At 63.8% G+C, this 13,936-nt stretch carries 15 protein-coding genes and 1 pseudogene; 11 read left to right on the plus strand and 5 right to left on the minus strand.

From position 1 onward, the window contains the following. The first annotated feature begins 394 nt into the window (after positions 1-394). Positions 395-1,429 carry a 23S rRNA pseudouridine(2604) synthase RluF gene (rluF, locus tag ACTG27_RS03065; RefSeq protein WP_439979071.1) on the plus strand — a complete coding sequence of 345 codons (1,035 nt, stop codon included), beginning with the start codon at positions 395-397 and terminating at the stop codon, positions 1,427-1,429. Between the two features lie 67 nt (positions 1,430-1,496). Here the strand turns inward: rluF and ACTG27_RS03070 are convergent, their stop codons facing one another. Both ACTG27_RS03070 and ACTG27_RS03075 read right to left on the minus strand, forming a co-directional pair. Next, positions 1,497-2,771 carry a cyanate transporter gene (locus tag ACTG27_RS03070; RefSeq protein ID WP_439979072.1) on the minus strand — a complete coding sequence of 425 codons (1,275 nt, stop codon included), beginning with the start codon at positions 2,769-2,771 and terminating at the stop codon, positions 1,497-1,499. Continuing rightward, on the minus strand, positions 2,764-3,294 hold the full coding sequence (locus ACTG27_RS03075; RefSeq protein WP_439979073.1) for a nucleoside deaminase: 531 nt from the start codon (positions 3,292-3,294) through the stop codon (positions 2,764-2,766). Before ACTG27_RS03075 ends, ACTG27_RS03070 begins: the two co-directional genes overlap by 8 nt. Positions 3,295-3,403: 109 nt before the next feature. Here ACTG27_RS03075 and ACTG27_RS03080 point away from each other — a divergent pair, with 109 nt between their 5' ends. Continuing rightward, positions 3,404-4,246, plus strand: coding sequence for a LysR family transcriptional regulator (locus ACTG27_RS03080; RefSeq protein WP_439979074.1), 843 nt, complete (start codon positions 3,404-3,406; stop codon positions 4,244-4,246). A 76-nt stretch (positions 4,247-4,322) separates the two neighbouring features. Here the strand turns inward: ACTG27_RS03080 and rsmS are convergent, their stop codons facing one another. Both rsmS and ACTG27_RS03090 read right to left on the minus strand, forming a co-directional pair. Next, positions 4,323-4,478 carry a pleiotropic regulatory protein RsmS gene (gene rsmS / locus ACTG27_RS03085; protein WP_005337582.1) on the minus strand — a complete coding sequence of 52 codons (156 nt, stop codon included), beginning with the start codon at positions 4,476-4,478 and terminating at the stop codon, positions 4,323-4,325. A gap of 94 nt (positions 4,479-4,572) precedes the next feature. After that, complete coding sequence (locus ACTG27_RS03090) at positions 4,573-5,040, minus strand: acyl-CoA thioesterase (protein WP_041208541.1); 468 nt, start codon at positions 5,038-5,040, stop codon at positions 4,573-4,575. 148 nt (positions 5,041-5,188) lie between these two features. Between ACTG27_RS03090 and ACTG27_RS03095 the strand changes: the two genes are divergently transcribed. Further along, positions 5,189-5,827 carry a tellurite resistance TerB family protein gene (locus tag ACTG27_RS03095; protein ID WP_439979075.1) on the plus strand — a complete coding sequence of 213 codons (639 nt, stop codon included), beginning with the start codon at positions 5,189-5,191 and terminating at the stop codon, positions 5,825-5,827. A 69-nt stretch (positions 5,828-5,896) separates the two neighbouring features. Here the strand turns inward: ACTG27_RS03095 and ACTG27_RS03100 are convergent, their stop codons facing one another. After that, a complete protein-coding gene (locus ACTG27_RS03100; protein WP_439979076.1) occupies positions 5,897-7,315 on the minus strand; it encodes a PLP-dependent aminotransferase family protein in 1,419 nt (472 codons plus the stop codon). Positions 7,316-7,437: 122 nt separating this feature from the next. Here ACTG27_RS03100 and ACTG27_RS03105 point away from each other — a divergent pair, with 122 nt between their 5' ends. The 8 genes and pseudogenes from ACTG27_RS03105 to ACTG27_RS03140 all read left to right on the plus strand — a co-directional run bounded on the left by ACTG27_RS03105 (position 7,438) and on the right by ACTG27_RS03140 (position 13,904). Then, positions 7,438-9,009, plus strand: a complete 1,572-nt coding sequence (locus tag ACTG27_RS03105) for a cytochrome ubiquinol oxidase subunit I (protein WP_439979077.1) — start codon at positions 7,438-7,440, stop codon at positions 9,007-9,009. 50 nt (positions 9,010-9,059) lie between these two features. Then, positions 9,060-10,084 (plus strand): annotated as a pseudogene (gene cydB, locus ACTG27_RS03110) (cytochrome d ubiquinol oxidase subunit II); the annotation flags it as partial. Positions 10,085-10,163: 79 nt separating this feature from the next. Beyond that, positions 10,164-10,274, plus strand: a complete 111-nt coding sequence (gene cydX / locus ACTG27_RS03115) for a cytochrome bd-I oxidase subunit CydX (RefSeq protein WP_041208534.1) — start codon at positions 10,164-10,166, stop codon at positions 10,272-10,274. Positions 10,275-10,385: 111 nt separating this feature from the next. Next, positions 10,386-11,351, plus strand: a complete 966-nt coding sequence (locus ACTG27_RS03120) for an MBL fold metallo-hydrolase (RefSeq protein ID WP_182925737.1) — start codon at positions 10,386-10,388, stop codon at positions 11,349-11,351. After that, positions 11,344-11,676, plus strand: a complete 333-nt coding sequence (locus ACTG27_RS03125; RefSeq protein ID WP_201908065.1) for a hypothetical protein — start codon at positions 11,344-11,346, stop codon at positions 11,674-11,676. The genes ACTG27_RS03120 and ACTG27_RS03125 overlap by 8 nt, the downstream gene beginning before the upstream one ends. Beyond that, the gene (locus ACTG27_RS03130; RefSeq protein WP_362771297.1) at positions 11,664-12,521 is read left to right on the plus strand and encodes a DUF692 domain-containing protein; all 858 of its coding nucleotides are present in this window, start codon (positions 11,664-11,666) and stop codon (positions 12,519-12,521) included. The genes ACTG27_RS03125 and ACTG27_RS03130 overlap by 13 nt, the downstream gene beginning before the upstream one ends. After that, on the plus strand, positions 12,514-13,299 hold the full coding sequence (locus ACTG27_RS03135) for an HvfC family peptide modification chaperone (RefSeq protein WP_439979078.1): 786 nt from the start codon (positions 12,514-12,516) through the stop codon (positions 13,297-13,299). Before ACTG27_RS03130 ends, ACTG27_RS03135 begins: the two co-directional genes overlap by 8 nt. After that, positions 13,296-13,904: an HvfX family Cu-binding RiPP maturation protein gene (locus tag ACTG27_RS03140; RefSeq protein WP_368194582.1), complete on the plus strand. Its 609-nt coding sequence runs from the start codon at positions 13,296-13,298 to the stop codon at positions 13,902-13,904. The genes ACTG27_RS03135 and ACTG27_RS03140 overlap by 4 nt, the downstream gene beginning before the upstream one ends. Positions 13,905-13,936: the final 32 nt, after the last annotated feature.

A 13,936-nucleotide genomic window follows, 5' to 3' on the forward strand; every position in this document is an offset into this window, starting at 1 on the left:
CAGCACATTGGGCGCAGCCAACCGGCTTAAAGCCTAATGGAAACAAGGTGATATGTATAGTTGATGGCATTCTGCCGCGCTGGCTGTGGGCGCCTGATCACGCCGTTGGCATCAGGCTGGCCGTTCAACGGTTGCATCGCGGGCCATCTGGCGGCGTGAACTTGTTCGCGGATGCCCGCTTGGGCGCTGCGACCTTGCAACTATCTGCCCCTGAGAGGGGGCTATTATGCTACTGTAGCGGCGTTTTTTGATGAATAAGCTGGCATTGGCCTTTTTTGAAGATGGAATGGTATGCAGAACTTTGACGTAGTGAATTGGCTGATGCAGCAGACAGCCTCCCCGGCACAGCCGATGGCACAACCGGGCGTGGCCCAGACCCTGTGGCAGGTGACCCATGCTGGCTAACGAATCCATGCGCCTGAACAAATACATCAGCGAGAGCGGCATCTGCTCGCGCCGCGAGGCCGACCGCTTTATCGAGCAGGGCCATGTCTTTATCAACGGCAAGCGCGCCGGGATTGGCGATCAGGTGCAGGTTGGCGATCTGGTCAAGGTGAATGGTCAGGTGATCGAGCCGCGCGAGGCGGACAGTCTGGTGCTGATCGCCCTCAACAAGCCGGTTGGCATCGTGAGTACCACAGAGGCGGGCGAGAAGGACAACATCGTCGATTTCGTCAACCACAGCACCCGGGTCTTCCCCATCGGGCGTCTCGACAAGGATTCGCAGGGGCTGATTTTCCTCACCAACCACGGCGATCTGGTCAACAAGATCCTGCGGGCGGGCAACGATCACGAGAAAGAGTATCTGGTGACCGTCGACAAGCCGGTGACCGATGAGTTTGTGCGCGGCATGGCGGCCGGGGTGCCGATCCTCGGTACTGTGACCAAGAAGTGCAAGGTGAAGAAAGAGGCGCCGTTCGTCTTTCGCATCACCCTGGTGCAGGGGCTGAATCGCCAGATCCGCCGCATGTGCGAGCACTTCGGTTTTGAAGTGACCAAGCTGGAGCGCATTCGCATCATGAACGTCAGCCTCAAGGGGCTGCCGGTGGGCGAGTGGCGCGATCTGACCGACGATGAGCTGATCGATCTGTTCAAGCTGATTGAGGACTCCTCCTCCGAGGTGAAACCGGCCAAAGGCGACAAACCGAAGGCGGCCAAGGCCCCAGCGGCGCCAACCGCCAAGCCGGCCCAAGGCAAGAAGCCGCGCCGCGATGACGATCACGAGATTGGCGGTCGTCCCAATGTGCCGGGCCCGGAAGCTTTCGAGAAGAAGCTGCCGGTGGGCAAGGGGGGCGCGGGCAAAGGTGCTGCCAACAAGGGCGGCGCTGGCAAGGGCAGTGCAGGCAAAGGGGCACCCGGCAAGGGGGGCAAACCGGCCGCTGGCAAGCCGCGCACTGCTAACAGCGGACGGCAGAAGAAGGGGCGCTGAGTTGCTCCCCTGAGTGGCATCAGCCTACCTTGTAATCCCCAACACGGTTATCTCCAACACACCGGCCTCAGGCCGGTGTGTTGCTTTGGGTCGCAGAGTCGGTTGGGCGGGGCGCCGAAAGGGTTGGCTCGCTGGTGGTCGGTAACCCCATGACGCGAGGGTAGTGGCGCGGGTCGAGGCGCACTACCAGCAGGCTCATCAGCAGCAATCCTCCCAGTTGCCACTGCCAGGCGGCCGCAAAGTCGCCCACATAGTGATAGAGCTGTGCCGCCACCCAGGGGCCGGTGGCCGCCAGCATAAAGCCGAAGCCCTGCATCAGGGCGCTCAGGGTGCCCGCGCGGCGCGGGTCGGGCAGGTGATCGAGCGCAATCACCATGATGAGGGAAAAGCTGCCGCCAAGACCGGCGCCGCACAGCATGCACCAGAGAATCGGGGCACTGGCTGGCGCCAGCCAGAGGCCGCCAAATCCTGCCAGCTGCATGGCAATCGCCAGCCCCATCCACGGCCGCCGATCCAGACTGCGCGCCGCCAGTAGCGGCAAGCCAAGGCCGCTGGCAGTCTGCGCCAGTGCCAGCCAGGCGACCAGCTCGCCAGCCTGCGCAGCGTTCCACCCATTCGCCATATAGGCGGGTGCCAGCCAGGCCACGACTATGCCGTAACCGCTGTTGATGATGCCAAAGCAGACGATCAGCAACCAGCTGCGGGGCAGGGTGATCAGCCGCTGCTCGCCGTGGGGGATCGCGACCGCCGCGGTGCTTGGCAGACGCACTTTCCACCCCAGCCAAGCGAGAGCCAGCAGCAGCGGCAGGCTCCAGAGTGCCAGTGCCTGCGACCAGTCGAGGCTCGCCGCCAGTCGTGGTGTAAGGCTGGCACCGAGCGCGCCGCCCCCCATCATGCAGGCAGAGAAGATCCCCATCACTTGCGGCACCTTGCGGTCAAAGTGCTGCTTGATAAGGGCGGGCAGCACTCCCTGCACCAGCGCCGAACCCAGGCCACAGAGGGCGGCGGTGGTGATCAGCAGGGCGCCGCTCTGGGCATCAAAACGCAGGGCACTGCCCGCCGCGAGCAGCAGCAGGGCCAGCCCCAGCAGGGTGGTAGCACTGGCAAGGCTGCGCAGGCGCGGGGTGAGCAGCACGCCGACCCCGATGAGCCACAGTGGCAGCAGGGTGAGCCAGGCCAGGGTATCCATCCCGAGCGACAGGGCGCGGCCAATCTCGCCGCTCAGCGGGCCGATGGAGGTAAGAAAGGGGCGCAGATTCAGGCCAATTAGGATCACCAGCACCAGCAGGGCAAACTGCTGGCGGCGCGCCTCTGCCTGGCGTTCGAAAGTCCCCTTACTCATGATCAGGCGCTGCTTGTGTGGCTTGTTGTAACTGGGAGCCGTAGAGATCCGCCGCCGTCAGGGGGACGGCCAGCTTGACCAGCGGCAGAGGAGGCGGTGCCAGCGGTAGCCCCAGCTTTTGATAGGCGTCAGTGTTGTCAAAGCCGAACGGGGCTGCATCGGCGTTATCAAAGGCGTAGTAGACGGCGGCGATGCCGTTCATCACCAGCGCGCCGAGGCACATGGGGCAGGGGTGACCACTGGCGTAGACGGTGGCACCCGCGAGCGGCCCGCACTGGCTTGCCTTGCGCAGCGCCTCCAGCTCGGCGTGACGGGTCGGATCCCCATCCAGATGGATACCGTTGACCGCGCTCGCCACCAGCTGACCATCGCGTACCAGCAGGGCGGCGAAGGGGCGGCCACCCTGCCGGTGATTGGCTCTGGCCAGTTGCACCGCCTGCTCCAGCCAGCGCTGATGAATCGGGAGGGTGGTTGATGAGCAGATCGGGCGGGTGTTGGCAGAGGCACCAAGGGGCGCAGACATGATGAAAAACCCTGATTTGACTAAACAAATGCCAGCCTAGCGGCGAAACAAACCATTTGGAAATTAAATGATAAAATGAGTTTCAGTGGTTTTATAAATGGAGAAACCCATGCTGGATCCCCTGTTACTGCGCAGTTTTGTCGCCATTATCGACACCGGCAGCTTCACCCGGGCCGGTGAACGGGTCCACCTGACCCAATCCACCATCAGCCAGCAGATGCGCAGGCTCGAACAGCAGATTGGCTGCCCGCTGCTGGATCGCTCCGGTCGGCAGGTGGTGGCGACGGCCGAGGGGGAGCAGCTGCTGGGACTGGCCCGCCGCATTCTGGCGCTGCTGGCTCAGGCCGAGGAGCAGGTGAGCGAGGGAAGCATATCCCTCAGCCTCGGGGTGCCGGAGGATTTCGCCGCCGGAGCCATCACCCCGGTGCTGGCCGCCTTTGCCCGCGACTATCCCGAGGTGCGGCTGGAGGTGGAGAGCGGCCTGAGCCATCACATTTGGCAGCGCTTCGCGGCGGGGGAGCTGGATCTGGCGCTGGTCAAGCAGGTGCGCGGACAGGGCTCGCCGCTCGCCAGCTGGCGTGAGCCGCTGGTGTGGGTCGATAGTCGCGACTGGCCGGCCAAGGGGCGTGATCCGCTGCCGCTGGTTGCCTTCCCGAGCGAAGGGCTCTATCGCCAGCAGATGACCGAGGCGCTCGATGGTCTGGGGCGGCGCTGGCGTGTCGCCTATGTCAGCGCCAGTCTCGCCAGTTTGCAGGGGGCGGTGAGCGCAGGCATTGGTGTGAGCTTGCTGCCCAAACGGCTGATGCCCGCCGATCAGCTGGCCCTGACTCAGTGGCCCAAGGTGGCATCGGTGGAGCTGGCGCTCCATGCGGCAAAGGATGGGGGCGAGCCGCTCAGCCGCCTGAGTGCCGCCCTGATCGCCCTGTGCGACGAGGTGATGGGGCCGCAGTGAGTGGCTATGCGGGGAAAAACTTCTGTGGGGAACAATTGAAGTCGGAAAGATAAGGCGGAAAAAGTGCGGGGAGGGATCAGTGATCCTTCCCCTCCGCCAGCTTGCGCTCGTAGTCATTTTTTACGATGGCCAGCGCCGCCAGCACCAGTTCGGGGGCCAGCTCATTGGTTTCCAGCAGTTCAATCAGATCCACCGCGAGTTTCACCTCGGGCGGGGCAGTTTCCAGTGACATGGGCAGGGTTCCGGTTGCGGGAAAAGGGGGGATTATACAGGGGCGCCGCCGTTGGCCGAAAGCGCCCGCTCTGTCGGGTTGTGAGCCACGAAGGTCAGAGGTGCTGGCGCATCTCCTTGTCGATCTCCTCGCGCAGGGCAATCAGCTTTTTGGCGTACTGCTGCAACTGCAGATCGCTCTCGCTCAGCGGCTGCCACTGGGGCACCGGGGTCGGTTTGCCCTGCTCATCCATCGCCACAAAGATGATGATGCAGTGGGTGGTCTTGTGGCGCTCGGTCTCGGTGGGGTGGCGGCTGTAGACATCCACCGCCAGATGCATGCTGGTGGTGCCGGTGTGGATCACCTGAGCATGCACCTCCACCAGCTGGCCAATCTGGATGGGGCGCAAAAAGCGGATCCCCCCCACATAGACGGTCACTGCATAGCCGCCGCACCAGCCCGCGGCGCAGGCATAGCCCGCCTGATCGATCCACTTCATCACCATGCCGCCATGCACCTTGCCGCCGAAATTGACGTCAGAGGGTTCGGCCAGAAATTGCAGGGTCAGTTCGCGATTCGGCACAGTCACATCCTTATTGCCTGAAGAGTTTCCCTGAGCTTTGCCCCATCGGCCTGCCCGGTCAAGGGTTCATCCCCGATTCAGGGGGGCGGGGTCACTATCTGGCTCTATTCATCCCGATTTCACTTTTTTGACCCGCAGGAGTGACACCATGAAACAGATGCTGGAACAGTTGCTGGGGGCTGGCAAAGGCTGGCTCAACGAAGGCGGAGACAAGCGCAAGGGGCAGATGCAGGGGGCGCTGGCCGGTGGTGCGCTCGGTCTGCTGCTGGGCAACAAGAAGATGCGCAAATATGGCGGCAAGGCGGCTGCCGTGGGCGGCGCCGCGGCCCTTGGCGGACTGGCCTACAAGCTCTATCAGGATTGGCAGGCCCAGCAGGCGGCGCCCGCCCAGCCGACCCATCCCGTCAGCACTCTGGAAGGTAATGCGCTGGACGCCCGATCGGCTCTCTTGGTGCGCGCCATGGTGGCGGCAGCCCGGGCCGACGGCCATATCGACGGCGCCGAGCGCCAGAAAATTCAGGAGTACCTGACCGAACAGGGCCAGAGCGATGCGGCCCGCTGGATTGACGCCGAGCTGGCCCGCCCCCTCGACCCCCACGCGCTGGCGCGGGAAGTGACCGACATGGAGCTGGCCACCGAGGTCTATCTCGCCTCCCTGCTCGCCATCGAGGTGGATCACTTTATGGAGCGCGCTTATCTCGACGAACTGGCGCGCGCCCTCAAACTCGATGACAACCTCAAAGGGAGCATCGAGCGGCAGGTGGCCCAGCTTAACGCCCCCGCCTGATACCCTCACCGCCATGGATTGCCGATAACGCCCCGCCCAAGGGGCGTTGTTGTTTCTGCGCTTTGGCGATCACCCCTCTGTTGCCAGCTGCCGCTTTATCAGGCCTGCAAGCTGGTGGAGCGCCTGCTCCAGCTGTTCGCTCCAGGGATGGGAGCTGTTGAGGCGCAGGCAGTGGTTGTGTTGCCCCTGACTGGAGAAGAGGGCGCCGGGGGCGATGGAGAAGCCGCAGTCGAGCGCCATGGCGTGGAGGGCGCGGCTGTCGAGGCGGGGCGCAAACTCCAGCCAGAGAAAGTAGCCGCCATCGGGGGAGGAGATCCGCACCTCGCTTGGTAACAGTCGCTGCAGCGCTGCCCGCATCTGCTGCTGGCGCTGGGCCAGAGTGTGGCGCAGACGGCGAAAGTGGGCATCCACCCCGCCCTGACGCAGCATCTCGGCCAGTGCCAGCTGGCTCGGTACATTGGTGGAGAGGGTGGACATCAGTTGCAGCCGCTGGATCCGCTCGGCATGGGGCCCCGCCACCACCCAGCCGACCCGAAAGCCCGGCGCCAGACACTTGGAAAAGGAGCTGCAGAGCAGGCTGTCACCGCGCTGATCCCAGTGCTTGATGGGTTTGGGGCGCTCGCGGCCGAAGTAGACCTCGGCATAAACGTCATCCTCCACCAGCGGCACCTTGTGGGCGTTGAGCAGTGCCATCAGCCCCTGTTTGTGCGCATCGGGCATGGTGTGGCCCAGCGGGTGCTGCACATTGCCCATCAGCCAGCACGCCTTGATCGGCATCTGGCTGAGGGCATCTTCCAACAGCGCCAGATCGATGCCTACCCCCGGGATCACCGGGATCTCCACCGCCTTGAGCTTCAGCCGCTCGATGGCCTGCAGGGCGCCATAGAAGGTGGGCGACTCTACCACCACCCAGTCACCGGGCTCGGTCAGCACCTGCAGACTGAGGGAGAGCGCCTCCATGGCGCCGGTGGTGATGATGATCTCCTGCGGGTTGATGGCGACCCCGTCGCTGGCGTAGCGCTGGGCGATGGCGCGGCGCAGCGCCTCGTTGCCGGGGGGCAGGTCGGCCACCGTGCTGAAGGGGTCGAGCCTGCGCATGCAGCTGGCCAGCGCCCGCCCGAGCTGGGGATGGGGGAACAGGGTCGGGTCGGCCACCGACATGCCAAGAGGCACCAGTGCCCGCGATTTGCTCGCCTGCAACACCTCGAACACCAGATCGTTGATATCCACCGAGCCGCTGTAGTGGGTCTGGCTCGGGGTGTGGCGCGCCACCTGTGGCGAGGCGGCCTTGACGTAGTAACCGGACTGGGGGCGGGCGAGGATCCGCCCCTGACTCTCCAGCAGCTGATACGCCTGCAGCACCGTCATCGGGCTCAGGTGGTGGGTCTTGCAGCACTGGCGGATGGAGGGGATGCGTTCCCCCGGTTGCCAGATACCGTCATCGATCTCGCGGCTCAGGCGTTCGGCCAGTTGTTGGTAAAGAGGCATGATCTGGATCAACTGTTATAGGTGCTATTCACTATAACTGCATCTGTTATAGGTGTCATGACCCGTGGTGTACTTGTCCTGCATGAAACGTGCAAGGCAAATACAACAAAAGAGAGTGACACATGATCAATCCGGATGACGTGGTCAGCCTGTCGCGCCTGCAATTTGGCGCCACGGCCCTGTTCCACTTCCTGTTTGTCCCCCTCACCCTGGGGCTGTCCTGGATCCTGGTGATCGCCGAGTCGGCCTATGTGATGACCGGCAAGGTGATCTATCAGGACATCACCCGCTTCTGGGGCAAACTGTTTGGCATCAACTTCGTCATGGGGGTCACCACGGGGATCACCATGGAGTTCCAGTTCGGTACCAACTGGGCTTACTACTCCCACTACGTGGGGGATATCTTCGGTACCCCGCTGGCCATCGAGGGGCTGATGGCCTTCTTCCTCGAATCGACCCTGGTGGGGCTCTTCTTCTTTGGCTGGGACAAGCTCTCCCGCGGCAAGCACCTGCTGGTGACCATGCTGGTGGCGCTCGGCTCCAACCTCTCGGCGCTCTGGATCCTGATCGGCAACGGCTGGATGCAAAATCCGGTGGGGGCCGAGTTCAACCTGCTGACCCAGCGGATGGAGCTGGTGGATATCGCCGCCGTGCTGCTCAATCCGGTGGCGCAGGTGAAGTTCGTTCACACCGTTGCGGCGGGCTATGTGGCCGCCTCCATGTTCGTGATGGGGGTGAGCAGCTGGTATCTGCTGCGCAAGACCGAGGTGCAGTTTGCCCTGCGCTCCTTCGCCATCGCCTCCGGCTTCGGACTGGCGGCCATCCTCTCGGTCATCGTGCTCGGGGATGAGTCTGGCTATCGCACCGGCGAGGTGCAGAAGGTGAAGCTCGCCGCCATCGAGGCGGAGTGGCACACCGAGCCGGCCCCGGCCTCCTTTACCCTGTTCGGCTTCCCGGATCAGCAGGGGGAGACCACTCACGCCGCCATCAAGATCCCGTATCTGATGGGGATCATCGCCACTCGCTCCCTCGATGAGGCGGTGACCGGCATCAAGGATCTCAAGGTGCAGCACGAGGCGCGCATTCGCAGCGGCATGGTGGCGTCCGGTGCACTCGAACAGATCCGCGCCGGCAACGACTCGGCCGAAAACCGGGCGCTGTTTGCCAAACACGGCAAGGATCTCGGCTACGGTCTGCTGCTCACCCCCTATGCCAGCAATATCGCCAAGGCGGGGGAGGCGGAGATTGCCAAGGCGGTGGAGGACTCCATCCCGCAGGTGGCGCCGCTCTTCTTCGGTTTTCGTCTGATGGTGGGGCTCGGCGTCGTGATGCTGGGGCTGATGGTGGTGAGCTTTGTCCAGCTCTGCCGCAACCGGCTGCAGAGCTCGCCACGCCTGCTCAAGACCCTGCTCTGGAGCATTCCGCTGCCCTGGATCGCCATCGAGGCGGGCTGGTTTGTGGCCGAGTTCGGTCGCCAGCCCTGGACCATCAGCGACGTGCTGCCGGTGTCGGCCTCGGTCTCCCTGCTTACCCCGGGCCAGCTCTGGTTCAGTCTTATCGCCATCTGTTCCATCTACACCCTGTTGCTGGTTGTGGAGCTGTTCCTGCTGCGCCGGGTGATCCGCAAGGGGCCCGCCATTCTCCATACCGGCCGCTACAGCGGTGAACAACCCGAACTTGCGAGGATCGCCTGATGGATTACGCAACTCTGAAACTCATCTGGTGGGCGCTGCTGCTTTTCATGATGGTCGGCTTTATCGTGATGGATGGCTTCGATCTCGGCATCGCCATGTTGCTGCCGGTGGTCTCGCAGGATGACGACGACCGGCGGCTGGTGATCAACAGCGTGGGGCCGGTGTGGGAGGGCAATCAGGTATGGCTGATTGCCGGTGCCGGCGCCCTGTTCGCCGCCTGGCCGCTGGTCTATGCCGCCGCCTTCTCGGTGCTTTACATCCCCATGGTGGTGCTGCTGCTCGGCCTGTTTCTGCGCCCGGTCGGTTTTGACTATCGCAGCAAGCTGACCGACCCGCTGTGGCGCCGCTGGTGGGATAGGGCGCTGGTGGCGGGGGGCCTGATACCGACCCTGATCCTCGGCGCCGCCATCGGTCTGGTGATGCAGGGCTTGCCGTTTCGCTTCGACACGGCGCTGCGTCTGCACTACGGCGCGTTCACCTTCCACTGGGGCTGGCTGCTCTCGGTGCTGGCCACCGCCATCACCTTGCTGCTGCTGCACGGCGCCGGTTTTCTGCAAGCCAAGGTAACGGGGACGCCTGCGTGCGCGCACGGGGTATCGCCATCCTGCTGGCCCCGCTGGTGACCTTTTTCTACCTGCTGGCCGGTTGGCATCTGGTGGATCTGCAGGGCTATCAGCTGACCGGTCTGGCGGGCCAGCCCTTTGACGGCAACGCCGTGCTGAGCCCGCTGATGAAGGGGGTTACCCCCCATGTCGCCGGCTGGCTGCGCAACTACCACGAGCAGCCACTGCTCTGGCTGGTGCCGGTGATGGGCGCGCTGGCGCCACTGGCGAGCGGCATCGCCGCCTGGCTGGAGCGCGGACGGCTGGCTCTGGTGGCAAGCGCCGTGGCCTGCATCGCCATGCTTGGCTCGGTGGCCATCTCGCTCTTCCCCTTTGTGCTCCCTTCAACCCTTGATGCCGCGAGCAGCCTGACCCTGTGGGATGGCACCTCCAGCTACAAGACGTTGGCCATCATGTTCGGCATCGTGCTGGTGCTGATGCCGGTCAACCTCGGCTACACCGGCTGGGTCTATCGGGTGGTGCGCGGCAAGCTCGACCGTGCCCGCATCAAGCGCGACGGCCATCAACTCTACTGACCATAAGGAGGACGCCATGTGGTACTTCACCTGGATACTGGGGCTTGGCTTTGCCCTGTTGCTGGGCCTGTGCAATCTGCTCTGGCTGGAAGCGCGCTGGGAAGCGGCTGACCGCGACCAGATCTGATCTGCGGGGTTGCCCGCATGCCCGGTCGGGCTGCCAGTGGCGCAGCCCGATCACCCACCCTGCCACTTCACTGACAGTCGCGAACTGTCACTCAACCGACAGGTAATCAATATGAAACAGACATTGAAAGCGGTGGCGCTGGCCATCGGCTGCGCCCTTGCCGCCGCGCCGGCGGGTGCCGCCAGCCAGGGCGTACAACTGACGCCACTGGACAAGAACTTCACCCTGCAGGTGCTCGGTAGCGGCGGCCCCATCTCCGACGATCAGCGTGCCTCCTCCAGCGAGGTGATCTGGTGGAAGGGGAAATCCCGCATCCTGATCGATGCCGGTGGCGGCGTCTACCTGCGCTTCGGTCAGGCGGGGGCCAAGCTCGAAGAGGTCGATTTTATCGGCATCACCCACTTTCACACCGACCATGTGACCGACCTGCCCGCTCTGCTCAAGGGAGCCTACTTCTTCGAGCGCAGTGACCCGCTGGATCTGGCGGGGCCCGAGGCAGGTTCGGCCTTCCCCAGCATGAGCGGCTACTTTGACGCCCTCTTCAACAAGGAGAAGGGGGCGTATGCCTACCTGAGCGGTTTCAAGGATGGCACCGATGGTCTCTTCCCCATCACCCTGATTGATGTCCCCTATCGGGGGCCAAAACCCCACACCGTCTATCAGCAGGATGGGCTGACCATCACCGCGCTCGGCATCCCCCACGGTGACGTGCCCTGTCTTGCCTACCGGATCCAGAGTGCCGAGGGGAGCATCGTCATCTCGGCGGATCAGAACGGTTCCAACCCCGCCTTCCTCGATTTTGCCCGGGGCGCCGACATTCTGGTGATGCCGCTCGCCATCCACGAAGGGGCCGACCCGGTTTCGGCTTCGCTTCATGCCAAGCCATCGGTGGTGGCCAAGATTGCCGCCGAGGTGAACCCCAAGTTGCTGGTGCTGAACCACTGGATGGGGTTGGGGCTGAGCCGCAAGAGCGAGGCGCTCGACATCGTCAAGTCGCAGTTCCGCGGTCAGGTGATTGCCGCCCGCGATCTCTCCAGCTACCCAGTTTCATCCGTCAAGGAGTCCACCCATGAGTAACCCAAGCAGCAACAAAACCAACAAACTGACCCTCTCCATCGCCATGACCAGCCTGATTGCCCTGACCCCGGGGCTGGCGCTGGCGGCCACCCCGAGCGATGCGCCGGTGAAAGCGGCCCCCAGCGAACAGCACGGCGGCAAGTGTGCGGCGGGCAAGTGCGGCACCGAGAAGCGCTTTGAGAAGCAGGCCCTCGACAGCGATCCGCAAGGCCGACTGGTGCGCGCCCGCGATGGCAAGTGCGGCGTGGCGGGAGAGGGGATTGATAGCGACAGATCCGGTACCAACAGCGGCAGCAAGATGACGGAGGGGGTATGCGGCCAATAAGCTCCCGCAGTCGGGGGATCGGGCTGCGGCAGGAGCATCTGGATGCGCTCTGCTCCGGCCCCGTCCGCCCCGGCATCGATTTTCTCGAGCTGGCGCCGGAGAACTGGATGGCCATCGGCGGCGCCAGGCGGGCGCAGCTGCATCAGCTGGCCGAGCGTTACCCGCTGGTGGCCCACGGCCTCAGCCTCTCCCTCGGCGATTGCCAGCCCCTCAATCGCACCCTGCTCAGCCAGATCCGCACCTTTCTGGACGAGTTCGGCATAGAGATCTATAGCGAGCACCTGAGCTTTTCCCGCGACCAGCAGGGGTATCTTTACGAACTGCTACCGGTGCCGCGTCAGTGGGAGAACATCCCCTATCTGGCCGAGCGGATTGCGCAGGTGCAGGATGCGCTGGCCCGCCCGCTGGTGCTGGAAAATATCTCCTACTACCACGGCTATGACCACGAGATGCCGGAGGAGGATTTTCTCGCCGAGCTGGTGGCGCGCAGCGGCTGCGAGCTGTTGCTCGATATCAACAACGTCTTTGTGAACAGCCGCAACCACGGTTACTGCCCCAAGCGGATGATCGCCGGGCTGCCGGGCAGTGCGATCAGCTATTTCCATATCGCCGGTCATCTGGAAGAGGCGGATGGCACCTTGCTGGATACCCATGGTCGTCCGGTCTGTGAGGAGGTGGTGGCGCTGGCCCGTTATACGGTGCAGACCCATGGCCTGCGCCCCCTGTTGCTGGAGCGGGATCACCATCTGCCACCGCTGGCAGAGCTGGAGGCCGAGCTGGCGCGGGTGCACGGCGCCTGTTGCGAGGCGATCGACAGTCAGGTGCGGGAGGTGCGCTATGGATAGACGGTTATCACTGATCACTGCGCCCAAAACGGCCCCGCAGCGGATGCAGCAGCAGACCGCCTGGCTGGCGAGCCGGGTGCGGCTGCCGCAGGATGGCATCGCCAGCCACTATGCCCGCAGCGTGCGCGCCAATGTGGAGTCGGTGCTGGAGAGCGCTTTTCCGCTCACCCACGCTCACTGGGCGCTGGTGGACAGATGGCAACTGGTGGAGGGCTTTGTTATCCAGCACGGCGCCGAGGCCCCCGAGTTTCACCATATCGCCACCGAGTTTGTCCGCTATGTGCAGCATCGCCACAGTGAAGGCTCTCTCAACTGGCCCAGGCAGCGGCTGGCGCTGCTGGAGTACGAGTGGGCCTGCCTCTGTGTCGAGATTGATGAAGGGGTAGTGCCGCAAGTTATATCGGGGGTTGAGGTGACAGCGGAGAGTCCGCTTGTGCTCAATCCCACCCTGCAACTGCTTGAACTCCCCTTCGCCATTCGTCGCAGCGGCGTGGTGCCGACCCGGCAGGGCAACCACTTCTATGGCCTGTTTCGCAGCCCGGAACATCAGGTGGTGACCCAGCGCTTGCGCGAATGGGATGTGGCGCTGATCCAGCTGCTGCAACAGCAGCCTGGGATCACCCAAGCCGCGTTCCTGCAACAGGTTCGCAGTGATTTTGATCTGAGCGAGTGGGCTCGCCATTTTCACCGGCTGGGTCTGCTGACCTTGTCCGTTGGCGAGCGCCAGCCCGGCGCCCCCTTGCCCCCATTTAGCAAACACCAAGGAGAATTCCCATGAACAACACCCTGATCCAGTGGTACGAGCGGGCGGTGGCCCAGTGCAAGCGGCTCGATTTTCTGGCCCTGCTGGCCATTCGTCTCTATCTCATTCCGGTCATCTATGTGGGGGCCCACTCCAAGGTGATGGGCTTTGCCGGCACCGTCGCCTGGTTTGGTGCCCCGGTCTCGGAAGGGGGGCTCAACCTGCCGTTCCCGACCCTGCTCGCCTTTCTGGCGGCGGGCACCGAGGTGCTGGGCTGCATCTGCATCGCCCTTGGCCTCTTTACCCGTATCATGGCCATTCCCACCATCTTCCTGATGAGCGTGGCGAGCGCCATGGTTCACTGGAAGCACGGCTGGGATGCCATCGCCACCGGCAGCATGGAGGCTACTGTGCGCCTCAACGGCTTTATCGAGTGGCTGGCCGCCAACTTCCCCGGTCGCTACAACTACATCACCGAGCTCGGGGATCCCGTGATGCTCAACAACGGGATGGAGTTTGCCGCCACCTACTTCGTGATGCTGCTGGTGCTGCTGGTTTACGGCGGGGGCCGCTACGTCAGCCTCGACTACTGGCTCAAGCGGGCGGTGACCGGCAAAGCAGGCGTACCACAGGCGGCATAATGCTTGCCCACGGATAACAAAAACCATAACGA

Origin of the sequence: Aeromonas sp. 97A (assembly GCF_051919185.1) — a bacterium.
In the GTDB taxonomy this organism is placed as follows: domain Bacteria; phylum Pseudomonadota; class Gammaproteobacteria; order Enterobacterales; family Aeromonadaceae; genus Aeromonas; species Aeromonas veronii.